A 21,744-nucleotide genomic window follows, 5' to 3' on the forward strand; every position below is an offset into this window, starting at 1 on the left:
CCGTCCCGGGTGGTATGAAGCGCCTGTGCGTTGGCTCAAACCCCTCCCGCTGCGTCCTCGCGACAAAGTCCAGATCGTCGCCTCCGCCGGCCCCTTCGACGTCCCGGCCTTCGAGAAGGGCCTCGAGGTGGTCGCACAGCGCTATGCGCCCACCTACCGGCCGGATCTCTATGACGCCTGGCGCTACCTCGCCGGGAGCGATGCCCGCCGGGCCGAGGAACTCGCTGGAGCCCTCTCCGATACCTCGTCCCGCGCCATCTTCTGTGCCCGGGGCGGCTACGGCTCCATGCGCCTGTTGTCGTCGCTGTCCCTCAAGGACCTCGCTCCGTCCGCCCTGGTGGGCTTCTCCGATGTCACCGCCCTCCACGCGGTGCTCCAGGCCGCGGGGCGCGTCTCCATCCACGGGCCCGTCGTCACCCACCTGGGGGTCCAGCCTCCCTCCGTCCAGGAGTACCTCTTCCGGCTCCTCGAGTCCCCCGAGCCTCCGCCACCCCTGCAAGGCACGACCCTCTTCGTTCCGGGGGTCGTCGAGGGACCGCTGCTCGGAGGCAACCTCTCCGTCTTCTCGCGGCTGCTGGGCACGCCCTGCCTGCCGCCGCTCGATGGGGCCATCCTCCTGCTCGAGGACGTGGGCGAGAAGCCCTACCGGCTCGACCGGATGTGGACGCACTTGAGGCTCGCGGGCGTCTTCGAGCGCGTGCGCGGCATCGTGCTCGGCCAGTTCACCGACTGCGAGAACAAGGACGCGCCCTACAGCTCCGCGGATGTCCTGCGCTCGCTCGCCGAGGAGACGGGACTGCCGTGCGCGGCGGGCTTTCCCATCGGCCACGACACGCCCAACTATCCCGTCGCCCTGGGCACCCACGTGCGCTTGGATGCCGGCGCCGCCCTCCTCACCTTCCTCGAGGGCGCGGTCCAGGCATGAGCTCGCACCCCATCGCCCAGCTCCAGCAGGTGCTCGACGAGGCCGTCACGCTCGGCATCTTCCCGTCCGCTCAGGCCGTGGTGTTGCACCGGGGCGTCCAGGTCTTCGGCGGGGTGGCCGGGCCCGTCACCGGCGACACGCGCTTCGATCTCGCGTCCCTCACCAAGGTGCTCAGCACCACGGCGCTCTTCCTGCGCCTGTGGACCGAGGGCAAGGTGGGGCCCGAGACGCCCGTGGCGCGCTTCTTTCCCGGCTCGCCCGTGGGGGACGCCGGCGCCACGGTGGCGGACCTGCTCTACCACCGCTCGGGGTTGCCCCCCTTCGTGCCCTTCTTCGCCGAGGCGCTCACCTCCACCCCCGAGCTGTTGGACCCCGCCTGTCCCTCCGCCACGCGCGCCCGGGTCCGGGACGAGGTCCTCCAGGCCGCCGCGCGCACGCCGCTCGCGGCCCCGTGGCGCACCCGCACCGCCTACAGCGACGTGGGCTTCATCCTCCTCGGGGAGATCCTCGCCCGGGTGGGTGGGGCGCCGCTGGACATCCTCTTCTCGCGCCATGTCGCCGGGCCGCTCGGGCTCGGCGCGCGCTACCACCGGCTCACGGACTTCCCCACCGATGGTCTCGTCGCGCCCACGGGGGCCACCCGTCCGCGCGAGCCCGCTCCCGGCCAGGAGACGATGTGGGGGCAGCTTCCGTCCCGGCCCGCCGTCCTCGGCGAGGTGGATGACGACAACGCCTGGGTGATGGACGGGGTGAGTGGACACGCGGGCCTCTTCGGCACCGCGGTGGACGTGGCGCGCTTCGGCCAGGCCATCCTCGCCGGGTGCGCGGGGGACGCGGCGATCGCCCCCGGGCCGCTCTGGTTCCGCGCGCTGGCCACGGATCCGCTCCTGCCGGGCAGCACGCGCTCCATGGGCTTCGACTCTCCCTCCGAGGCCCTGTCCAGCGCGGGCCACTTCATCGGGGACACGCCCCCGGGCGCGGTGGGCCACCTGGGCTTTACTGGCACCAGTCTCTGGGTGGACCTGCGCCGCTCGCTCGTGGTGGCGCTCGTCACCAACCGCGTGGCGCACGGCCGCAAGGAAGTGCGCATCCGCGACTTCCGCCCCGTTTTTCATGACCTCGTCGTGGATTCCCTCGGGCTCGACGACCTCACCCCGAAAGCACATGGCTGACGACAACGGCAACGTCCTCGACACCCTCTCTCCCGGCGCGGTGCGCCGCATCCACCTCATCGGCGTGGCCGGCACCGGCATGGGCTCGTTCGCGGGCATGCTCAAGGCCGCGGGCTACGACGTCACCGGCAGCGACGAGAACGTCTACCCGCCCATGAGCGACATGCTGCGCGCCTGGGGCATCCAGGCGCTCACGCCCTACAAGCCGGAGAACCTCGACGTGGCCCGGCCGGACCTGGTCATCGTCGGCAACGTCATCCGCCGGGTGAACCCCGAGGCCACCGCCGTGCGCGAGCGCCGCCTGCCGCAGATGAGCTTCCCGGCCGCGCTGGGCTCGCTCTTCCTCGAGCACAAGCACTCGGTGGTGGTGGCGGGCACCCACGGCAAGACGACCACGTCCTCGCTGATGGCCCACGTCCTGGTGGAGGCGGGGAGGGATCCGTCCTTCCTCGTGGGCGGCGTCACCCAGAACTACGCGGGCAACTACCGGGTGGGCCAGGGCGCGCACTTCGTCGTCGAGGGCGACGAGTACGACACCGTCTACTGGGACAAGGGCTCCAAGTTCCTGCACTACCGGCCCAAGACGGCCATCCTCACGAGCGTGGAGTTCGACCACGCGGACATCTTCCGCGACCTGCCGCACTACGAGTCCACCTTCGACAAGTTCGTCCGGCTCATTCCCAAGGACGGCCGGCTGGTGGTGTGCGCCGCGTACCCCAACGCGGTGAAGCTCGCACGGGCGTGCCCGGGGGAGGTCATCACCTATGTGGCGCGCGAGGGCGCCGAGGCGGACTACACCCCGCGCAACGTGCGCTTCGGCCCCGAGGGCGCGCGCTTCGAGGTGGTGGAGCGCGGAAGCGTGCTCGGCACCGCGCTGGTGACGCTCTCCGGCATGCACAACGTGGAGAACACGCTGAGCGTCATCGCCGCGGCGCGGGGGCTGGGCTTGTCGTTCGAGGAGATCTGCCGGGGGCTCGCCAGCTTCCAGGGCGTGAAGCGGCGCCAGGAGGTGCGCGCGGAGGTGGGCGGCATCCTCGTGGTGGACGACTTCGCGCACCATCCCACGGCGGTGCGCGAGACGATCGCCGCCATCCGCCACCGCTACCCGGAGCGCCGGTTGTGGGCCATCTTCGAGCCCCGCTCGAACACGAGCCGCCGCAACATCCACCAGGAGGACTACGCCCACGCCTTCACCGGCGCCGCGCGCGCGAGCCTCAAGGTGCCCGAGCGCCATGACAAGGTGCCCACGGACCAGGAACTGGACGTGCCCCGCGTCATCGAGGCGCTCAAGGCGCAGGGCATCGCCGCCGACTCCACGGTGGACGTGCCCTCGCTCGTGGAGCGCGTGGCGCGCGAGTCCCAGCCCGGCGACGTGTTGCTCGTCATGAGCAATGGTTCCTTCGGGGGCTTCATCGACAAGCTGCTCGCGGCGTTGCGCGCCCGGATGGGGGAGGGCTAGGCCATGCGTTCCATTCGACTCCTGCTGGCCTCGCTCGCCCTGTCCGGTTGTGTCTCCGCGATGCCACCGCTCACCGAGTCCGCGCTGCGCACCTCCCAGGCGGGCCTGGGGAAGGGTGAGCCGCTGGAGTTCACCGTCAAGCGCCATCCCGGCGGGGAGCCCTATTCGCTCTCCGAGGACCGGGGGAGCGTGGTGCTCATCGACGTGTGGGCGACCTGGTGTGAGCCCTGCCGCGACGCGCTTCCCCTGTACCAGGAGCTGGCGAAGCACTATGGCGCGCGGGGCCTGAAGGTCTACGCGCTCAACGTGGACGAGGACGTGCGCGCCGTGCCCCCCTTCCTGGAGGAGACGAAGGTGGCGCTGCCCGTGCTGCTCGACGCGCAGGCGGCGGTGGCGGACAAGGTGCTGCGGGTGCGCGGCCTGCCGACCATGGTGCTGGTCGATCGCAAGGGGCACGTGCGCTACATGCACGAGGGCTTCGCCGAGGAGTACCTCATGAAGTACCAGAGCGAGATCGAGGAGTTGCTGTCGGAGCGGTGAACCCGGAGTCCCCCGTGAGGAGCAGTTCCCATGTCCGATGAGTCTCCGGCCACGTTGCGCCGTATCGCCGAGGAAGGTGCCCGTCTGGCGGGCCGCCTGCTCGCCGAGCGTTTCCACGGTGAGCGCACCATCGAGTACAAGGGGGGCATCGATCTGGTCACCGACGCGGACCGCGCGGCGGAGGCGGCGGTGCTCGGCTTCATCCGCCAGCACTACCCCCACCACGCGGTGCTGGCCGAGGAGAGCGGCGCCTCACAGGGCTCGGGCATCCGGTGGATCGTGGATCCGCTGGATGGCACCACCAACTACGCGCACCAGGTGCCGCACTTCTGCGTGAGCGTGGGGGTGGAGGGGCCGGACGGACTGCTCGCGGGCGCCATCTATGATCCGATGCTCGAGGAGCTCTTCTCCGCGGCGCGAGGGCAGGGAGCGACGCTCAACGGACGCGCGTTGAAGGTGTCGGGGTGCACGGAGTTCTCGCGCGCCCTGTTGTGCACGGGCTTTCCGTATGACGTGCACCACAGGCCCGAGGGGCCGCTGGGGATGTTGCGGCGCTTCATCGTCCGGGCGCAGGGCATGCGGCGCACGGGCAGCGCCGCGTTGGACCTGGCGTACGTGGCGGCGGGGCGCTTCGACGGCTACTTCGAGTTCGGCCTCAAGCCGTGGGACGAGGCGGCGGGAGCGCTGCTCGTGCAGGAGGCGGGTGGGGTGATGGTGCGCATCGACGGGGCGCCGTACCGGGTGGGCTACGGGGACGTGCTCGCGTGCGCGCCGGGCCTGGCGCCGCAGTTCATCGCCGAGAGCAAGGGCCTGCTCGGGGACATCGGCTGGAGCCCCCGCGCGCTTTACCCCTGACGGGCGGACAGCCGGGCATTGGCCTCGCGCACCCGGGCCGACAGGATGCGTGCGATGTTGAGGACGAGGAAGGTGAAGCCCTCGCGATGCTGCTGCCGGAAGGTGGCCAGGTGCTCGGTGGTGAGCCGCAACAGCTCCGTGTCCGTGCGTGCCCGTACGGTGGCGGAGCGGTCCTCGAGATCGATGAGGCTCATCTCCCCGAAGAAGCCCGGCGCGCCGAGCACCGTGAGGGGACGGGACACGCCGCCGCCATCCCTGCGCGTCAGCTCCACTTCTCCCCGCGCGATGAGGTAGAGGCTGTCTCCGCGCTCGCCCTCCTCGAACACCACGTCGCCAGCGGAGTAGCGCCGCCGCTCGGACAGCTCGGCCAGGTGGGCGAGTTCCGCGCTGGAGAGCATCTCGAACAACGGCGATGACGACACGACGGCCAGCTTCTCCATGTCTCCCGTCCCCCGAGACTCAGGTGGCTGGTCCGGAGTCTACTCCGTGCGCACCCCTCCGATGGCGAGGACCACCTGGGCCTCGCCCCCGGGTTGGGCGGGAAACACCTAGCCGCCCTTCTTGAGCTCCGTGAGCACCAGCTTGGCCACGGCCTTGAGCGTGTCGAACACGCCCACGCCGGTGGGGGCCACCGCCTGGTACTCGGGGATGTTGCGCGCGTTGAGCGTCTTGTGCATCTCCTCCATCGAGACCGCGTTGGGCAGGTCTCGCTTGTTGTACTGCATGACGGAGGGGATCTTGTTCAGGTCGTAGCCCTGCTCGGCCAGGTTGATGCGCAGGTTCTCCAACGACTCCATGTTGGCTTCCATGCGCTCGACCTGGCTGTCGGCCACGAACACCACGCCGTCCACGCCCTTGAGGATGAGCTTGCGGCTGGCGTCGTAGAAGACCTGACCGGGCACCGTGTACAGGTGGAAGCGCGTCTTGAAGCCGCGGATCTCCCCGAGCGACAGTGGCAGGAAGTCGAAGAAGAGCGTGCGGTCCGTCTCCGTGGAGAGCGAGATGAGCTTGCCCTTCGTCTCCGCGGCGGTCTTGTTGTAGATGTACTGCAGGTTCGTCGTCTTCCCGCACAACCCGGGACCGTAGTAGACGATCTTGCAGTTGATTTCGCGAGACGAGTAGTTGATGAAGGACATGGCTTCTCGGATTACTCGCTGAAGAGGTTGTCGATATCGTCGTCGGAAATCTCGGCGAACGGAGAGCCGACACCGGGACCATCGGTCTTCTTCACGAGGCTCTCGAAGATCTTGGTCAGTTCGTCGCTGGCCTTCTTGATGCGCAGGCGCACCAGGCCGAGACTCGTGCGGTTGTCGAAGATGACGACCAGGACCACGCGGCTGCCCACGATGGTCATGTAGAGCGAGTCCTTGGCCCCCTCGTGGAACTGATGGGGGAACTCGTTCTCGCCAATCAGCTTGGCCAGGCCGCCCATCGCCGCCACGTTGCCGGCCGTCAGCGAGGCCAGTGACGTGGTGTCGATGTTCTGGGTCTGCCCCGCGGAAGAGATGAGCTGACCGTTCTTGTCGACGAGGAACACCACCTTCGCGTTCGCGTCCTTGGTCAGCCGGTCGCAAACCGCGTTGATCTTGGTGAACTCCTCTTCGTACATCACCAATTGCGTGCCCATGGGCGTTTACGCTCCTACGCGTCTCGCTCGACCTGTGCTGCGGCGGCCCCTGCCGGTTTCCGAAGTGAATTTCGGAGGTTAGGTGCGGTGCTCCCGACCGGGGGAGCTTTAGCAAAGCCCCTGCCACCCCGCAAGAAGCCGCCACCTTCTGTGCGGAGGGGTCCGCGCATCGGGCGCCCGTGCGCGTGCAGGGGGGAGGGGAAGGCCGTCATCGGGTGGGGAGCATCATCCATGCGAAGGGGATTTCAAAATTCCGGACGAGTCCACCCATTACCGGGGAAATCATCCGGTATCCACTATACTGCGCCCATCGGGGTCCGCTCGAACTTCGAACGCGTCTCACGCCCTCCTTCTTGCGCTCGGCGGGGGGGCGGGTTCCAGGCCAGGCGGCCCCCCGTGTGCGAAGGCGAACACGCCCCGCTTGCCCATGACGCAAACCCCTCCTCCCCTGGCGGACCCCACCGCTCCGGGCCCCTGGATACGCCAATCCTTCGGGCCGTACGTGCTCCGGCGCAAGCTGGCCGAGGGCGGAATGGCGGAGATCTTCCTCGCCCGGCGCTCGGACGGACAGGACGGGGCGCGCGAGGTCGTCATCAAGCGGATCCGCCAGGCGCTGGTGGGCCAGCCGGACTTCCTGGAGATGCTGCGCCAGGAGGGCCGCCTGGCGACGCAACTGGTCCACCCCCACCTGGTGCGCGTGTACGAGCAGGGGAGCGTGGAGGGCCGCGCCTACCTCTGCATGGAGTGGCTCGCCGGGGAGGACTTCTCCACCCTGGTGCGCCTGGCGAGCCTGCGGCGGGAGTTCATGCCGGTGCCCCTGGTGCTGCGGGTGCTCGCCGACGCGGCGCGCGGGCTGCACTACGCGCACGACTTCGTCGACGCCTCGGGCCAGCCGCTGAACATCGTCCACCGCGACGTGTCGCCCTCCAACCTGTACGTGACGTTCGAGGGGCAGGTGAAGGTGCTGGACTTCGGGGTCGCCCAGGCGGGAGGGGCCGCCACGCGCCCGGGAGAGATGAAGGGCAAGGTCATCTACATGGCGCCCGAGCAGGCCCTGGGCGGCGCGGTGGACCGGCGCGCGGACGTCTTCTCGCTGGGGGTGTGCCTCTATGAGGCCCTCACCCATGTGCGGCCCTTCGCCCGGGAGCGCGACGCGGCGGTGCTGGATGCGCTGCGCGAGGGGGACTTCCCTCGGCCGCGCACCCTGCGGCCCGAGCTGTCCCCGGAGCTGGAGGCGGTGGTGCTCAAGGCCATGGCCCCCGCCCCCGCGCGCCGCCATGGCTCCGCCGCCGAGTTCGCCGACGCGCTCGAGCGGCTGCTGTCGCGTGAGTACCCCCCGGCGACCCCCGCCCACCTCTCCGCGTACCTGCGCGCGAGCGTGGGCGAGGAGCGCTACCGGGAGAAGACGTTCGTCCCGCCGTTCGATCCGTCCGGGAAGGGGGGCGGCTCCAAGGTGGTGCGCTCTCCGATGGTCACGGGCGCTCCGCGACGCAGGCCCGGGCCGCCGGGCGGGTGGCTGCCGTGGGCCGCCGGAGCGCTGGCGCTGGGCCTGGTGGGTGGGGGGGCCGTGCTCCTCTCGCGCCGGGCCTCCTCCCCGGTGCTTCCCCCCCTCGAGGGGCCTCCCTCCCTGGCGCAGGTGACGCCCTCCCCGGCACCCGAGGCCCTCCCGGACGCGGGGACAGCATCCCCTTCGCCTCTTGCGGAGCCCACCGGGAAGGAGACGCCCGGGACACGCCAGGCGGGGCGGGGCTCCTCCCGGCAGGCGTCCGTGCCAGGCAAGGGCAAGGTGCCCGCCTCGTTGGAGGTCGCGGACATCCAGCGCGTGGTGACGCGCAACCGGGCGAGCTACCTGCCGTGCTTCGAGCGGCACAAGGAGGACCTGCGCGCGGACGAGGGCGAGGTGCGGATGCGCTTCACCATCCAGCCCTCGGGCCGGGCGGAGACGAGCACTCAAGGGGCGCTGGCGGAGCGCCCGCTGGGCAAGTGCCTGGAGCAGAAGTTGAACCGGTTGCGCTTTCCCGCGTACCGCGGCGACGCGGTGACGGTGGTGCTGCCGCTGGGCTATCGCGTCACGCGCTAGCCCGTTGGGGGGCGCTAGAGATCGCGCCGGGCGCTGAGGGCCTTGGCGAGCGTGGCCTGGTCGGCGTACTCGAGGTCTCCCCCCATGGGCAGCCCCTGGGCGATGCGGCTCACGCGGATGCCCGCGGGCTTGAGCAGGCGCGTGAGGTAGAGCGCCGTGGCCTCGCCCTCCACGTCGGGGTTGGTGGCGAGGATGATCTCCTCCACCCGCCCGTCCCCGAGCCGCTCGAGCAGCTCCTTGATGCGCAACTGCTCGGGCCCCACGCCATCCAGCGGCGAGAGCACGCCGTGCAGCACGTGGTAGCGCCCCTTGAACTCGCGCGTGCGCTCCAGGGCCATCAGGTCCGCGAAGGACTCCACCACGCACACGACGCGGTCATCGCGCCGCTGGTCCTGGCAGAAGCCGCACAGGTGCGCGTCGGTGAGGGAGAAGCACCGGCCACACAGGTGCACCTTCTCCTTCACCTCGCGGATGGCCTGCGACAGATCCATGGCGTATTCGCCCGGGGCACGCAGGATGTGGAAGGCGAGGCGCTGGGCGGTCTTCTCCCCGATGCCGGGGAGCTTCGCGAGCTGGGCGACCAGGCGGTTGAGAGGATCAGGCGTCATTCGATCTCAGGTAACACCGGGGATCTTCACGCCGCCCGAGATCTTGCCCAGCTCCCGCTGCATCTTCTCGCGGCTGCTCGCCAGGGCAGCGTTGACGGCGGCGGTCACCAGGTCCTCGAGCAGGCCCAGGTCGTTCGGGTCCACCAGGGACTTGTCGATCTTGATGCTGCGCACTTCCTGCACGCAGTTGGCCACCACCTTGACCCGGCCGTCGCCGGCCTGCGCCTCGACGGTCTCCTCGGCCAACTCCTTCTTGCGCTGCTCGATCTTCTCCGTGAGCTTGTTGGCCTGACGGATGAAGTAGTTCAGGTCGATGCCGGGCATGTGCTTCCTCTTGGGGCGTGCGAGCGGGCAGGACACGCGCCCGCTCGGGGTGAGTCGGAGCGCGCACCCTAGCGTCCGTCGAGCGCGTTGTCAGGGGCTCTCGTCAGGAGACTCGCTCGTCGGGGCAGCCACCGGACGCACGGGCAGGTCGTAGACCTGGATGTGTTCGATCTCCCCGCCGAGCAGCTTGAGGGTGGCGCGCACCGCGGGATGGGCGCGCACCCGGCCCTCGGTGCTCTTCTCGTACGCGGCCCGCTCGGAGGCATCCTGCTCGGCGAGGCTGATGAGTCCGGTGCCCGTCTCCGGGCCAACGGCCCCCTCCGCCGCCTTGTCGCCTTCCGCGCAGTCCTGCACCACGAGCTTGGTGGGACGGCCGAAGTGCTCGGCGAGGGCTTTCTCGACGATGGCGCGCCCGCTGCCCGAGACCGTGGCCTTGTGGAAGCCATCCTTGGGCGGGTAGGCGATGGCCACCTCTCCCTCGCGGATCCACAAGAGGCGGCCACAGGCGAGCGACTTGGCGTGCCGGCCCGACGCTTGACGCATGGTGTCCACGGCCGCGCGCCACCGGTCCTGGAGCGGACGCCGGGGATTGTCGCGGCCCGAGGCGGTCATCATGGGCGCGGCGGCGGCCCCCGCGGGGCGCGCGTGATGGACGTCGAAGGGCCGGACGGACTCGGGCTCGGGCGGAGGGGGCTCCTCCGGGAGGCACTCGCCGGACGCACAGCCGTCGGCCGGGCCCTCCTCGGGAAAGTAGCGCTCGTCATCGACGGGAGGCGGCTCCGGCGCGGCGACGGGTGCCCTCGGGGGAGGACGCACGTTCGTCACGCGCACCACGGGCTGAGCGGGCACGGGGCTCGCCGGAGGCATGTCGCGGGCGATCGCGGCCGGGCGCGGGGGCTCGGCCACGGGAGGAGGACGGGGGGCGGGCGTGGGCGCGCGCTCAGTGGGCGCGAAAGTTGGCCGGACTGGAGCGACCTCCTGGCGCTCCGGGGGCTACCTTGGGGGCGTCCTCGGCGCCCAGGCCGGCGGCGAGACGATCCACGCGCGCGAGCAGGTCCGGGATGGAGCCGGCGGGCGAGAGCTGGATGGCCTTGAGCAGGGCCATCTCCAGCGCGAGCCGGGGCTGGGCCGCGCGCGACACGTCCCACACGCACCCGTGGACGATGTCGAAGAGGCGGGAGATCTGCGCCGCGTCCGCGTCCTTGGCGAGCGCGCTGAGCGCGGTGCGCTCGGTCTCGGCGAGCTCCGTGGGGGCCTCGCCCAGCGTCTTGGCCACGAAGAGGTGGCGCAGCTGCAGGGCGAGCTCCTCGGTGAGCCGCTTGAGATCCGTGCCGCGGTTGAAGACCTCCTCCACGCGCTCGAGCACGCGTTTGGCGTCCTTGCGCACCAGGGCCTCGGCGAAGTCCTGCACCACCGTGCGATCGATGGCGCCCAGGGCATCGGCCACGGCCTCGTCGCTGGGGTTGGCGCCACAGGCGGAGAAGATCTGATCCAGGAGGCTGAGCGAGTCGCGCATGCCGCCCTCGGACTGGCGCACCACCATGGAGAGCGCCCGCTCGGAGATGGCGACCTTCTCCTGCTCGCAGATGTACTTGAGCCGCTCGAGCATCACCTTGGCGGGGATGCGCCGGAAGTTGTGGCGCTGGCAGCGCGAGAGGATGGTGTCCGGGAGCTTGTGCGCCTCGGTGGTCGCGAAGATGAACTTCACGTGGCCGGGCGGCTCCTCCAGCGTCTTGAGGAGCGCGTTGAACGCCGCCCCCGAGAGCATGTGGACCTCGTCGATGATGTAGATCTTGTGCCGGTCGCGCTGCGGCAGGTACTTGGCGTTCTCGCGGATCTCCCGGACGTTCTCCACGCCGTTGTTCGAGGCGCCGTCGATCTCCGCCACGTCCACCGAGGTGCCCGCGGCGATCTCCCGGCACGCCTGGCAGGTGTCACAGGGGTTCGCGGTGGGCCCCTTCTCACAGTTGAGGGCCTTGGCGAGCAGACGGGCGGCGGTCGTCTTGCCCACGCCTCGCGGTCCGCAGAACAGGTAGGCGTGCGCCACCCGATCCATCTTGATGGCGTTGGCGACGGTGCGGACCACGTGCTCCTGGCCGGTCATGTCGTCGAAAGTCTGCGGGCGCCATTTACGGGCGAGAACGAGGTAGCTCATGGGGGTAGGTGAATCTAACCATGGCCTCCTCGCCAACGCACGTCTTCCGCGCGTCCCACTCGACTTTTCAGGTCACTTCCTGGAAAAGGAGGAGACCACTCCGGGAGTCGGGCGCTTCACGCGGGGTCGGAGGCGTCGCCCGCCTTGCGCTCGTCCGGGAGGCCAGGGAGAGTCACGCCGAGCCTCCCGATGACCGTTCCCGCGCCGCTGCCCCCACTTCCCGCCTCCCCTGAACCCGTGTCCGACGTGACTGCCCGCCAGGGGGGAGCTCCAGCATGGGGCGTATGGTTGGGAGTGGGCGTGGCGCTGTTGCCCGCGCTGCTCGCGGTGGCGCAGCTCGGGCGCATCCATCCGGACGAGGTGTACCAGTTGTTGGAGCCGGCCTGGTTCCGGGCCCATGGGTATGGCGTCCTGGCGTGGGAGTGGCGGGTGGGCCTGCGCAACTGGGCCGCGCCCCTGGTGGCCTCGGGGCTCCTGCGGCTCGCCTCGGTGCTGGGCCTCTCGCACCCGGTGGCCTACCGGGCGCTGCTCGCCGTCCCCCAGGTGGCCCTGCACGGGTGGATGTTGTGGGCCGCGTACCGCTTCGCCGAGCGGCGCGTCGGAGCTCGAGGCGGACTGCTCGCGATGCTCGCCGTGGGCCTCTACGGCCCGGTGCTCGTCTTCGCGGGCCGCACGCTGGGTGAGTCGCTCTCCGCCGCCTTCCTGGTGGTGGCCCTGGAGGCACTGGACTGTCCGGAGCGCTCCGCGCGCGCGGGCCTCGTGGGCGGAGCGGCGCTGGGACTGGCGGTGGTGGTGCGCTACGGCTCGGCGGTGATGGTGCTGATGGCGCTCGTCTGGCTGGTGGGAGCCCGGCGATGGCGGACCCTCGCCTGGACCTGCCTCGCGGGCGGTGTCGTCGCCGTGGCGCTGGGGGTGCTCGACCAGGTGACGTGGGGCCGGCCCTTCCACTCGTTCCTGGCCTACGTCGACTTCAACGTCCTCTCGGGCCAGGCGGCACGCCAGTTCGGTGCCTCGCCTCCCTCCTATTACCTGGCACCTCTCCTTCGCGGTCTGCCCGGGTGGCTCTGGCTGGTGGCCCCCCTGGCCTGGGCGGCCTGGCGCCAGCGGCCCTCCTTGTCCCTGCCGGGGCTGTGCGCGGTGGGCTACTTCGCCGCGCTCCTCTCCACCGCTCACAAGGAGGAGCGCTTCCTCTACCCGGGACTGCTGCTGCTCGTGCTGGCCGCCGCCCCGGTGGCCGCGGGCTTCGTGGTGTCCCGCGCGGGGATGGCCTGGCGGGCGATGGGGGGCGTGCTGCTCCTGGGCATGACGGTGGTGCCGGGCGTCTTCTTCCTCTCGGAGGACCTGCGCGGGGACCAGTTTCGCGCCATCGTCTCGGCCACCCGGGACGAGGACACCCGGGGCCTGCTCATCGTCAACGAGGGGCTCTGGGGCGCCGGGGGCTTCTTCTACATCGGCAAGAACATCCCCTGGATGACGTGCGACTGGCCCCAGGACGCCAACTTCCAGCGGGCCATGCGGGACGCGCGTTTCAACCGCGCCGTCACCTTCGAGGGCCGGGCGCTCGCCGAGCTCCAGGCCGCGGGCTTCCAGGTGGTGGGGCGGGTGGGACGCGAGACGATGCTCACGCGGCCCTGAGCGAGCGGCGGAGCGGACGGCCAAAAAAGAAGGAGCCGAACTCCCTGGGCAGGGGGCTCGGCTCCTTCACAAGAACGGCCGGGACACACGCGGAGGTGCGCTACCGTTGCTTCCTTCCGGACCTGGCGGGATTCACGTCCCCACGTTGTCCCGACCACAAGCTCTTCAGCTACAACAACAACGGAGAGGGTGGGATTCGAACCCACGATACCCTTTCAGATATACACGCGTTCCAGGCGTGCGCCTTCAACCGCTCGGCCACCTCTCCATGAGACTGCTGCGGAGAGCGTAGGATTCGAACCTACGATACCGTTCCCGGTATGCCTGATTTCGAGTCAGGTGCCTTCGACCACTCGGCCAGCTCTCCAATATTCACTTGTCGCGTTTCTTCGCGCGCAACCGCTCGAAGAAGTCCTTCAAAACCTGGCGGCTCTCGTCCGCCATGATGCCACTCGTGACCTGGAGCCGGTGATTGTGCCGGGGCTCCTCGGCCAGGTTGTAGAGCGAGCCGACAGCGCCCGCCTTGGGATCCGAGGTTCCGAAAACCAACCGGGTGACCCGGGATTGAACCAGCGCTCCCGCGCACATCGCGCAGGGCTCCAACGTCACGTACAGGGTGACACCAGAGAGCCGCCAGGCGTTCAAGGCCTTGGCCGCCGCGTCCATCGCGAAGATTTCCGCGTGCGCCAGGGGGTTGCGGTCGATCTCGCGCCGGTTGAAGCCCGTACCGATGACCTTGCCATCGTGGACCGCGACCGCGCCGACAGGTACCTCCCCAAGTCCAGCGGCTTCCCGCGCGAGCGCGAGCGCCTGCTGCATGAAAGCTTCGTCCAGACTCATGGGGGGGGAAGAGGACCGAGGAAAGATGGCGCTCCCTGGAGGATTCGAACCTCCGGCCTTCGGATTCGTAGTCCGACGCTCTATCCAGCTGAGCTAAGGGAGCTTGCCGTTTCCTTCGTACCGCTTCCTACAACCACTGCCGACCTACCACAACAACTTTTTTCCGCCTGCTTCTACAACCTTTTGATGAGTGGCGGAGAGAGAGGGATTCGAACCCTCGATACCCTTTCGAGTATGCAGGTTTAGCAAACCTGTGCCTTCAGCCTCTCGGCCATCTCTCCAGTGTGCCAGACCTGTCAAAGAACCACGGACAACAAAACGGAGGAGGTAGGATTCGAACCTACGGGAAGCTTTCGCCACCTGCGGTTTTCAAGACCGCTGCCTTCAGCCGCTCGGCCACTCCTCCACTTCGTGGAGCCGCGCGACCCACCGAACTGCGTGGGTCGCCCTTCTACAACATCCGACGCCCATTGCAACAACGTCTTTTCACAAGGGCCGCAGTTCCTTGAGGCCGCCCATGTACGGCACCAGCACCTCGGGGATGACGACGCTGCCGTCCTCGCGCTGGTAGTTCTCCAGGATGGCGATGCTCGTGCGCCCCACGGCCAGGCCACTTCCATTGAGCGTGTGGACGAGCTGGGGCTTGTCCCCCTTCTGGGCGCGGAAGCGGATCTTCGCCCGGCGCGCCTGGAAGTCGCCGCAGTCCGAGCAGGAGGAGATCTCCCGGTACGCTCCCTGGCCGGGCAGCCAGACCTCGATGTCGTACGTCTTCTGGGCGGAGAAGCCCATGTCGCCGGTGCACAGCAGCATCACCCGGTGGTGCAGCCCCAGGCGCCGCAGGATGTCGCACGCGTCGTCCGTCATCTTCTCGAGCTCGTCGAGGCTCGTCTGCGGCGAGGCGAACTTCACCATCTCCACCTTGTGGAACTGGTGCTGGCGGATGAGGCCCCGGGTGTCCCGGCCCGCCGCGCCCGCCTCGGCGCGGAAGCACGGGCTGAAGGCGCAGTAGCGCAGGGGCAGCGACTCGCCCTCGAGGATTTCATCCGCGTGGTAGTTGGTGACGGGCACTTCCGCGGTGGGAATCAGGAAGCGCTCGGGCTCGCCCGCCGTCTTGAAGGCGTCGTCCTCGAACTTGGGCAGCTGGCCGGTGCCCATCATCGTCTCGCGCAGCACGAGGTAGGGCGGCAGGAGCTCGACGTAGCCCTTCTGGGTGTGCACGTCGATCATGAAGGAGACGAGCGCGCGCTCCAGCCGCGCGAGCGCTCCCTTGTAGAAGGTGAAGCGCGAGCCGGACACCTTCGCGGCGCGCTCGAAGTCCAGCATCCCGAGCTTCTCGCCCAGCTCGAAGTGCTGCTTGGGCGTGAAGGGCAGTTGGGGCTTGTCCCCCCAGATGCGCACCTGCACGTTCTGCTCGGCGCTCGCTCCCTCGGGCACGGACTCGTGCGGGATGTTGGGGATGAGCAGCAGGATGCGGCTGAGCTCCTCCTCCACCTCCTTGAGCCGCGCCTCCTTCTCCTTGATGTTCTGCGACACGGCGCGCATCTCGCCGCGCAGGGACTCCAGCGCCGCCGGATCCTCCTTGGCCTTGCGCTTCATCTCCTCGTTGGCGGCGTTGCGGCGCGCGGAGAGCGACTCCATGGCCACGTAGAGCTCGCGCCGCTCCGACACGAGACTCTTGAAGGGGCCGAGGTCCAGGCTGCCGCCCCGGGATTGCAGCCGGGCGACCACCGCATCGAAGTTCTGCGCGACGTTCTTGAGATCCAGCATGGCGGCGGTTTGTAGTCACCCCACGCCCACCCGGCAAGACTGGAAGCGCCCGGGCGCCCGGAATAGGACGCCCGGGGGGCCCCGGGACTACTCGAGGAAGGTGATCTCGTCCTCGATCTCCTTGCGATCCTGCGCGTCGGGCTTGCGCGAGAGGTACTCGCGGAAGGATTTGACGGCGTCCTTCTTCTTGCCCTTCTCCTTGTAGGCGTAGCCCAGGTGGTACCAGCCGTCGGCGTTGTCCGGCGCGACGGTGATGGCCTTGGTGTACCAGTCGATGGCCTTGCCGTACTGGTTCTGCTCGCCCCAGGCCCGGCCCAGCTTGTAGTAGAGGCCGGTGAGGCTCGGGTCCGTCTTGAGGGCCTGCTCGTAGGAGCGCACCGCGTCACGCCAGTGCATGGCGGTGAAGTGCGCGTCTCCCATGGAGGCCAGGGCCTGGCTGCTCTTGGGGTCCACCTTGAGCGCCGCCTGGAAGGCCTTGAGGGCGTCGTCGACCTCGCTGCGGTCCAGATGGGCATGGCCCAGGGCCTCGTAGGCGTCGATCCGCTTGGGATCCAGCTCGACGGTCTTCCTCCACGCCTCGATGGCCTCTCCGGGCTGCTTGGCGTCGCGGTAGAGCACGCCGAGGGCGAAGTGGTAGTCGGCCCGCTTGGACGCGCGCTCCACGGCGGTCTTCATGTTCTCGATGGCCGGGCCGAACTCGCCGCGCTGGGCCTTCACCTGCGCGAGGTAGAAGTTCGCCTCGGCGTTGGAGGGCTCGAGCTTGAGCGCCTGCGTCAGGTTGGCCTCGGCCTCCTTGAAGCCCGCGTTGGCCTCGTTCTCCTTCTGGGCCCGCCGGGCGGTGACGCCCTTCTCGAAGTTGACGGCGCCCAGGTTGATGGCGAGGCCCACGTCGCGCGGATCCTGCTTCTTGGCCTGATCCAGCTCGGCGATGGCCTCGTCCAGCTTGCCCTGGCGCCACAGCACCATGCCGCGCTGCAGCCGTCCGCCGGGGAGCGCGTGCGGCTGCAGCTCCATCGCCTTGTCGATCTCCTTCTGGGCCTTGTCCAGATCGCCGGCGAGCAGCGCCACGCGCGACATCCCCAGGTGGGCCTCGGCCGACTGGGCGTCGAAGCCCACGGCGCGCTCGAACTCCTCCTGGGCCCGCGCGGTGTCTCCCTCGGAGAGCGCCAGCTCGCCCAGGCCCACGTGCACCACGGCGGTCTCCGGCGCCTTGCCGGCGGCCTCCGTGAAGTCCGCCTTGGCCTGCTCCGCGCGGCGCAGGCGCAGGTGGAGCCGGCCGCGCGCCACCTGGGCCTCGACGAGCTGGGCGTTGGCCTTGAGGGCGCGCGTGTAGTGCTCCTCGGCGGAGCTGTTGCCGCCTTCGGCCTCGGTGATGCGGCCCTGGAGGTACTCGAGGTGGGCGTTGTCCGGGAAGCGCTGGAGCGCCCCGGTCACCTGCGTCTTCGCCTCCTCCATCTTGCCGAGCGTCACCAGGAGCGAGGCGTAGCCATCCGCCGCCTCGAGGCTCTCCGGCTCGGTCTTGGCCGCCGTCTCGAAGAAGGGCAGGGCCTCCTCGAACTTGCGCTGGGCCTGGAGCACGTAGCCCAGGTAGCGCTTGCCCAGGTGGGACTCGGGATCCTTCTCCACGGCGATGCGCAGCTCCTGCTCGGCCTCCGGAATCTTGGCGAGCTGGAAGAGGGCGATGCCCTTGAGGGTGCGGGCGCGCGACAGCTCCGTGGCGCCCATGCTCTCCCCGAGCTTCTCGTCGAGCGCGCGCTCGGCGGCCTCCAAGCCCTTCTGGGGCGCCTGCTTGCGCAGCAGCAGCTCCACCGAGGCCAGCTCCACCGCGGAGATGATGTGCGAGGGGTCCGCCTTGAGCGCGGCCTCGTAGGCCTTGACCGCCTCGTCCGCCTTGGCTGCCTCCTGGTAGAGGTTGCCCAGGGCATGCTGGGCCTTGGCCAGCTCGGGCTGCCGCTCCACGACCTGCTGGAGCGTCGCGATGGCGTCCTCGTTGCGCTTCTTGGCCGCCTGGGCCTCGGCGAGCAGGAGCGCCACCTCCACGTCGCCCTTGTTGGCGTTGCCCAGGTGCGCGAGCGCCGCGTCCGGATCGCGCTGGCTCAGCGCCACGCCCGCCCGGTACTTGAGGTACTCGGGGTGCATCTCGCCCATCAGCTCCAGGTTCTCCTGCTCCTCCTGGGACTGGCAGCGCGACAGCTCACCGCTGTTGGCGGCCGAGTAGCGGCGCTGCAGGTAGAAGATGGACTGGCACCAGAGCGCGCGGACCTCGGGGTACTCCTTGTCCGCGAGCACCCGGGCGGTGGCCTCGCGCGCCTGCGTGTAGCCCTGGAGCGAGTCCTGCAGCAGCGCCTTGCGCGCGGCCTCCACGTCCGCGTAGCCGTCGGCCCCGGGCTTGATCTGCGCGGGGAAGAACTTCTTCATGCCGAAGACGCCATAGCGCGTGGCGCCGAAGCTCAGCCCCGTGAGGACGACCACCGCTCCGGCCGCGACGGAGATGACCAGCGGCAGCTTCTTCTTCAGCTTGCCGAGGATGATCTCCGCGCGCGAGGTGCTGTCCACCACGGAGACCTGGGCCATGCGGCCGCCATAGAGCTGATTGATGCGCTCCATGTTGGCGGCGCTGGAGGCGCCCGCGGCGGCAGGGGCCTTGGCGCCGGACTCGGTGGCGGGCGCGGCGGCGGCGGCGGCCGCGGCTGGAGGCGCCGCCGGGCCCTCCATCAGCTTCGCGATGGCCGTGGCGAACAGCGGCACCGTCCCGATGGGGGACCAGCCCTCTCCATCCGCGGAGACCTCCTCGTTGCCGAGCAGCTGGCCATCCTCGAGCATCTTGACGATCACGCCCTCCTCGAACGGGCCGAAGACCTTGCCCGAGCGGCGGCGCACCTGGAAGCGCTTGACCTGGGGCCGGGCCTTGTTGGCGCTGCCCTTGGCCGCGTCGTCGATGAAGCTGAGCATCTCCAGGCCATCGGCCGCGCCCGTGGTGGGCGGCGGCGGCAGCGGCGCGGAGAGGTCCACCTCGAGATCATCCCCGCCCGCCGGGGGCGGCGCGGAGGGATCGAACTCGAGCGCGTCCGGGATGGAGGCGGGCGCCATCGGAGGCTCCGAGAAGTCGAGGCCCACGTCCATCGAGGCGGGCCCGGACGCCATCGGCGCGGAGTAGTCCATGGCCGCGGGAGGCGGCAGGGCGAAGGGGTCCTCCTCCTCGACGATGGCGGCGGCGGCGTAGGGCTCCTCGGCCGGCGGGGGCGGGAGGGCGAAGGGATCCTCCTCGACCGGGGCGGCGGCATAGGGATCCGCGGCCGGCGGAGGCGGGAGGGCGAAGGGATCCTCCTCGACCGGGGCGGCGGCGTAGGGATCCGCGGCCGGCGGGGGCGGGAGGGCGAACGCGTCGTCGGCGCCCGCGGAGGCGAACCCGTCGTCGGCCGCGGGAGGCGGCGGCAGGGCGAACGCATCCGCTCCGGGCGCGCTCCCGGAGTACGCGCCGAACCCGTCATCGGCGGCGGCGTACGGGTCCCCGGAGGAGGCCGGAGGCGGCAGGGCGACGGCGTCCTGGGCGTACGGGTCCTGGGCGTACGCGTACGGGTCCCCGGAGGAGGCCGGAGGCGGCAGGGCGACGGCGTCCTGGGCGTACGGGTCCTGGGCGTACGCGTACGGGTCCCCGGAGGAAGCCGGAGGCGGCAGGGCGACGGCGTCCTGGGCGTACGGGTCCTGGGCGTAGCCAGGGTCGGAGGCCCCGGGCAGGGGCACGGCGTCTCCAGCGGCGTAGCCATAGGCCGAGGACTCGCCGCCGGGCAGCGGGACGGCGCCTTCCGAGGCGTACGCCGAGGAGGGCTCGGACGTGCCGACGTCGAAGTCGCCCGTGCTGGGCGTCGGCGCCGGCAGCGGGACGGCGGCGGGCGGCTGGTTGTCCCGGTAGGCGGCGGAGGGCAGCGGCATGGCCACTACGCGCGTGGTCTCCGGGTAGTCCTGCCGGGCGTAGTCGTTGGGGGCCGGGAACGCGCGCGACTGGGCCGGCGTGGGGGCGGGCAGCGGGACGGCCGCGGGCGCGCTGGGGACGGGCAGCGGGATGGCGGCGGGAGTGGGGGGGCGCGGCTCCTCGGCCTTGATGGGGAAGGTGTTCTGGCACCGCGCGCACTTGAGCTTCGCGCCACCCGGTGGGATCCGCTTGTCATCGATGTTGTAATTCGTCTGGCAAGACGGGCACGAGACTTTCATGGGTTTCCTTCAGCGGGGGCCCTCGGGGACCTGAGCAGCCGGACTCACGCAGCGCCAGCAGGTTACCAGAGGCGTTTTCCAGGCGGCAAAGAACGCGACGTCGGGCGGGCGGCGGAGGGGCAGGCGGGCAGAGGACCCCTTGATGTGGCGCGAGAGGGTGCTAGACCCCTGTCTTCCATGCAACCCATCGTCATCCTGGGCGCGGGCCTCGCGGGGCTCTCGGCCGCGCACTTCCTGCAACATCCCTGGATCCTCGTCGAGAAGTCCGAGCGCGTAGGTGGGCTCATCAAGACCGAGGTGCTCGAGGGGTGCCTCTTCGATGCCACCGGCCACTGGCTGCACCTGAGGGATCCGGAGATCAAGGAACTGGTGAACACCCGCTGGATGCCGGATCAGCTCGTGTCCATCCAGCGCAAGGCGGGCGTCTTCTCGCGCGGCGTGTTCACCCGCTTTCCCTACCAGGTGAACACCCACGGCCTGCCGCCCGAGGTGGTGGCGGAGAACCTCGTGGGTTACGTGGAGGCCATCTACGGGGAGAAGGGCCGGGAGCTGCGCGAGCGCGAGCCGCGCGACTTCGCCGAGTTCATCCTGCGCTACATGGGGGAGGGGTTCGCCCGGAACTTCATGTTCCCCTACAACAAGAAGCTGTGGACGGTGGACCCCTCGGAGATGTCCGCCGCCTGGGTGGGGCGCTTCGTGCCCCGGCCCACCCTCAAGGAAGTCGTGGACGGAGCGCTGGGCGTGGGCAGTGACGCGCTCGGCTACAACGCCTCCTTCCTCTACCCGCGCGAGGGCGGCATCGAGAGCCTCGCCCGCGCCATGCTCGCCCACCTGCGCGGCGGCGAGCTGCGTGTCGGCACCGAGCCCACCGCCATCGACTGGAAGGCCCGGGTCGTCACCCTGTCGGACGGGCGCACGCTCGGCTACTCGCAGCTCATCTCCTCCATCTCCCTGCCCGGGCTGGTGCGGCTGCTCGACAAGGGTGGGGCGCGCGTGCCCGACGAGGTGCTGGCCGCCGCGGGCCGGCTGCGCGCCACCACGGTCACCTACGTGTGCGTGGCCGCTCGGGGGAAGAACCGCCAGCCCTGGCATTGGATCTACCTGCCCGAGCCCGAGTTCCACGCGTACCGCATCGGCTCGCCCTCGGCGGTGTACGCGCCCCTGGCCCCCGCCGACACCGCCACCTTCTCCGTGGAGTACAGCCACCACGGCGAGCTGTCCCTGGAGCGCGCCGAGGCGCTCGCGGTGGAGGACCTGGTGCGCTCGCGGATGGTGCACTCGGCGGACGACCTGCTCTTCACCCGTGCCCGGGAAATCCCCCACGCCTACGTCATCTACGACGAGGCCTATGGGCCGGCCAAGGCGGAGATCCTCCGCTTCCTGGAGCACGCGGGCATCCTCCCCGCCGGGCGCTACGGCCAGTGGGAGTACTCCTCCATGGAGGACGCCATCCTCGCCGGAAGGTCCTGCGCCCGACGGCTCAACGGTTGACGGCCAACGGTTGACGGTCGACGGACCCCCGGGGGCGTGCTACGTCGCTCGGCC

The 21,744-nt window shown here is 70.1% G+C and carries 18 protein-coding genes, 5 tRNA genes and 1 other RNA gene; 8 read left to right on the forward strand and 16 right to left on the reverse strand.

Annotated elements, in window-relative coordinates:
• The first annotated feature begins 25 nt into the window (after positions 1-25).
• From F0U63_RS11780 to F0U63_RS11800, 5 genes are read left to right on the forward strand one after another with little or no spacing between them, the layout of a single operon-like run.
• Positions 26-925, forward strand: a complete 900-nt coding sequence (locus F0U63_RS11780; RefSeq protein WP_395845986.1) for an LD-carboxypeptidase — start codon at positions 26-28, stop codon at positions 923-925.
• Positions 922-2,097, forward strand: a complete 1,176-nt coding sequence (locus F0U63_RS11785; protein WP_395845987.1) for a serine hydrolase domain-containing protein — start codon at positions 922-924, stop codon at positions 2,095-2,097. The genes F0U63_RS11780 and F0U63_RS11785 overlap by 4 nt, the downstream gene beginning before the upstream one ends.
• Positions 2,090-3,556 (forward strand): UDP-N-acetylmuramate:L-alanyl-gamma-D-glutamyl-meso-diaminopimelate ligase, encoded by a 1,467-nt coding sequence (gene mpl, locus F0U63_RS11790; RefSeq protein ID WP_395845988.1) that lies wholly within the window; start codon positions 2,090-2,092, stop codon positions 3,554-3,556. Before F0U63_RS11785 ends, mpl begins: the two co-directional genes overlap by 8 nt.
• A 3-nt stretch (positions 3,557-3,559) precedes the next feature.
• Positions 3,560-4,096 (forward strand): TlpA family protein disulfide reductase, encoded by a 537-nt coding sequence (locus F0U63_RS11795; RefSeq protein WP_395845989.1) that lies wholly within the window; start codon positions 3,560-3,562, stop codon positions 4,094-4,096.
• A 30-nt stretch (positions 4,097-4,126) separates the two neighbouring features.
• The gene (locus F0U63_RS11800; RefSeq protein ID WP_395845990.1) at positions 4,127-4,951 is read left to right on the forward strand and encodes an inositol monophosphatase family protein; all 825 of its coding nucleotides are present in this window, start codon (positions 4,127-4,129) and stop codon (positions 4,949-4,951) included.
• Here F0U63_RS11800 and F0U63_RS11805 read toward each other — a convergent pair.
• From F0U63_RS11805 to mglB, 3 genes are all read right to left on the reverse strand, one after another.
• A complete protein-coding gene (locus F0U63_RS11805) occupies positions 4,942-5,391 on the reverse strand; it encodes a cyclic nucleotide-binding domain-containing protein (RefSeq protein ID WP_395845991.1) in 450 nt (149 codons plus the stop codon). The two genes, F0U63_RS11800 and F0U63_RS11805, sit on opposite strands and share 10 nt — an antisense overlap.
• A 108-nt stretch (positions 5,392-5,499) precedes the next feature.
• Entirely contained in the window at positions 5,500-6,087 is a 588-nt protein-coding gene (mglA, locus tag F0U63_RS11810; protein ID WP_002626752.1) for a gliding-motility regulator Ras-like GTPase MglA, read from the reverse strand.
• Between the two features lie 11 nt (positions 6,088-6,098).
• Positions 6,099-6,578 carry a gliding-motility regulator GTPase-activating protein MglB gene (gene mglB / locus F0U63_RS11815; protein ID WP_002626753.1) on the reverse strand — a complete coding sequence of 160 codons (480 nt, stop codon included), beginning with the start codon at positions 6,576-6,578 and terminating at the stop codon, positions 6,099-6,101.
• A 427-nt stretch (positions 6,579-7,005) separates the two neighbouring features.
• Here mglB and F0U63_RS11820 point away from each other — a divergent pair, with 427 nt between their 5' ends.
• The gene (locus tag F0U63_RS11820) at positions 7,006-8,658 is read left to right on the forward strand and encodes a serine/threonine protein kinase (protein ID WP_395848360.1); all 1,653 of its coding nucleotides are present in this window, start codon (positions 7,006-7,008) and stop codon (positions 8,656-8,658) included.
• Between the two features lie 14 nt (positions 8,659-8,672).
• Here the strand turns inward: F0U63_RS11820 and recR are convergent, their stop codons facing one another.
• From recR to dnaX, 4 genes are all read right to left on the reverse strand, one after another.
• Positions 8,673-9,266, reverse strand: coding sequence for a recombination mediator RecR (recR, locus tag F0U63_RS11825; protein ID WP_095985392.1), 594 nt, complete (start codon positions 9,264-9,266; stop codon positions 8,673-8,675).
• Between the two features lie 6 nt (positions 9,267-9,272).
• On the reverse strand, positions 9,273-9,590 hold the full coding sequence (locus F0U63_RS11830) for a YbaB/EbfC family nucleoid-associated protein (protein ID WP_002626759.1): 318 nt from the start codon (positions 9,588-9,590) through the stop codon (positions 9,273-9,275).
• Positions 9,591-9,680: 90 nt separating this feature from the next.
• A complete protein-coding gene (locus F0U63_RS11835; protein ID WP_395845992.1) occupies positions 9,681-10,457 on the reverse strand; it encodes a DNA polymerase III subunit gamma/tau in 777 nt (258 codons plus the stop codon).
• 73 nt (positions 10,458-10,530) lie between these two features.
• On the reverse strand, positions 10,531-11,745 hold the full coding sequence (gene dnaX, locus F0U63_RS11840) for a DNA polymerase III subunit gamma/tau (RefSeq protein WP_395845993.1): 1,215 nt from the start codon (positions 11,743-11,745) through the stop codon (positions 10,531-10,533).
• Positions 11,746-12,045: 300 nt separating this feature from the next.
• Between dnaX and F0U63_RS11845 the strand changes: the two genes are divergently transcribed.
• Complete coding sequence (locus tag F0U63_RS11845) at positions 12,046-13,380, forward strand: glycosyltransferase family 39 protein (protein WP_395845994.1); 1,335 nt, start codon at positions 12,046-12,048, stop codon at positions 13,378-13,380.
• A 70-nt stretch (positions 13,381-13,450) separates the two neighbouring features.
• Here the strand turns inward: F0U63_RS11845 and ffs are convergent.
• The 9 genes from ffs to F0U63_RS11890 all read right to left on the reverse strand — a co-directional run bounded on the left by ffs (position 13,451) and on the right by F0U63_RS11890 (position 20,199).
• Positions 13,451-13,539: signal recognition particle sRNA small type (gene ffs / locus F0U63_RS11850), an RNA gene on the reverse strand.
• Between the two features lie 22 nt (positions 13,540-13,561).
• Positions 13,562-13,648, reverse strand: a tRNA-Ser gene (locus F0U63_RS11855).
• A 12-nt stretch (positions 13,649-13,660) separates the two neighbouring features.
• A tRNA-Ser gene (locus F0U63_RS11860) sits at positions 13,661-13,747 on the reverse strand.
• A 5-nt stretch (positions 13,748-13,752) separates the two neighbouring features.
• Positions 13,753-14,220: a tRNA adenosine(34) deaminase TadA gene (tadA, locus tag F0U63_RS11865; RefSeq protein WP_395845995.1), complete on the reverse strand. Its 468-nt coding sequence runs from the start codon at positions 14,218-14,220 to the stop codon at positions 13,753-13,755.
• A 26-nt stretch (positions 14,221-14,246) separates the two neighbouring features.
• Positions 14,247-14,323 (reverse strand) — tRNA-Arg (locus F0U63_RS11870).
• An 88-nt stretch (positions 14,324-14,411) separates the two neighbouring features.
• Positions 14,412-14,501, reverse strand: a tRNA-Ser gene (locus tag F0U63_RS11875).
• Positions 14,502-14,539: 38 nt separating this feature from the next.
• Positions 14,540-14,626 (reverse strand) — tRNA-Ser (locus F0U63_RS11880).
• Positions 14,627-14,706: 80 nt separating this feature from the next.
• Positions 14,707-15,987: a serine--tRNA ligase gene (serS, locus tag F0U63_RS11885; protein WP_395845996.1), complete on the reverse strand. Its 1,281-nt coding sequence runs from the start codon at positions 15,985-15,987 to the stop codon at positions 14,707-14,709.
• Positions 15,988-16,074: 87 nt separating this feature from the next.
• Entirely contained in the window at positions 16,075-20,199 is a 4,125-nt protein-coding gene (locus F0U63_RS11890; protein WP_395845997.1) for a tetratricopeptide repeat protein, read from the reverse strand.
• A 177-nt stretch (positions 20,200-20,376) separates the two neighbouring features.
• On the opposite strand from F0U63_RS11890, the gene F0U63_RS11895 reads away from it, so the two are divergent.
• Complete coding sequence (locus F0U63_RS11895; RefSeq protein ID WP_395845998.1) at positions 20,377-21,690, forward strand: protoporphyrinogen/coproporphyrinogen oxidase; 1,314 nt, start codon at positions 20,377-20,379, stop codon at positions 21,688-21,690.
• The last annotated feature ends 54 nt before the right edge of the window (positions 21,691-21,744 follow it).

The organism is Cystobacter fuscus (assembly GCF_044360685.1).
Taxonomy (GTDB): Bacteria; Myxococcota; Myxococcia; order Myxococcales; family Myxococcaceae; genus Cystobacter; species Cystobacter fuscus_C.

What these genes read in the sequence shown, in the direction of transcription:
- F0U63_RS11785 (WP_395845987.1), top strand. Translation starts at nt 922, where the DNA reads ATGAGCTCGCACCCCATCGCCCAGCTCCAGCAGGTGCTCGACGAGGCC.
- mpl (WP_395845988.1), top strand. Translation starts at nt 2,090, where the DNA reads ATGGCTGACGACAACGGCAACGTCCTCGACACCCTCTCTCCCGGCGCG.
- F0U63_RS11795 (WP_395845989.1), top strand. Translation starts at nt 3,560, where the DNA reads ATGCGTTCCATTCGACTCCTGCTGGCCTCGCTCGCCCTGTCCGGTTGT.
- F0U63_RS11800 (WP_395845990.1), top strand. Translation starts at nt 4,127, where the DNA reads ATGTCCGATGAGTCTCCGGCCACGTTGCGCCGTATCGCCGAGGAAGGT.
- F0U63_RS11805 (WP_395845991.1), bottom strand. Translation starts at nt 5,391, where the DNA reads ATGGAGAAGCTGGCCGTCGTGTCGTCATCGCCGTTGTTCGAGATGCTC.
- mglA (WP_002626752.1), bottom strand. Translation starts at nt 6,087, where the DNA reads ATGTCCTTCATCAACTACTCGTCTCGCGAAATCAACTGCAAGATCGTC.
- mglB (WP_002626753.1), bottom strand. Translation starts at nt 6,578, where the DNA reads ATGGGCACGCAATTGGTGATGTACGAAGAGGAGTTCACCAAGATCAAC.
- F0U63_RS11820 (WP_395848360.1), top strand. Translation starts at nt 7,006, where the DNA reads ATGACGCAAACCCCTCCTCCCCTGGCGGACCCCACCGCTCCGGGCCCC.
- recR (WP_095985392.1), bottom strand. Translation starts at nt 9,266, where the DNA reads ATGACGCCTGATCCTCTCAACCGCCTGGTCGCCCAGCTCGCGAAGCTC.
- F0U63_RS11830 (WP_002626759.1), bottom strand. Translation starts at nt 9,590, where the DNA reads ATGCCCGGCATCGACCTGAACTACTTCATCCGTCAGGCCAACAAGCTC.
- F0U63_RS11835 (WP_395845992.1), bottom strand. Translation starts at nt 10,457, where the DNA reads ATGCCTCCGGCGAGCCCCGTGCCCGCTCAGCCCGTGGTGCGCGTGACG.
- dnaX (WP_395845993.1), bottom strand. Translation starts at nt 11,745, where the DNA reads ATGAGCTACCTCGTTCTCGCCCGTAAATGGCGCCCGCAGACTTTCGAC.
- tadA (WP_395845995.1), bottom strand. Translation starts at nt 14,220, where the DNA reads ATGAGTCTGGACGAAGCTTTCATGCAGCAGGCGCTCGCGCTCGCGCGG.
- serS (WP_395845996.1), bottom strand. Translation starts at nt 15,987, where the DNA reads ATGCTGGATCTCAAGAACGTCGCGCAGAACTTCGATGCGGTGGTCGCC.
- F0U63_RS11890 (WP_395845997.1), bottom strand. Translation starts at nt 20,199, where the DNA reads ATGAAAGTCTCGTGCCCGTCTTGCCAGACGAATTACAACATCGATGAC.
- F0U63_RS11895 (WP_395845998.1), top strand. Translation starts at nt 20,377, where the DNA reads ATGCAACCCATCGTCATCCTGGGCGCGGGCCTCGCGGGGCTCTCGGCC.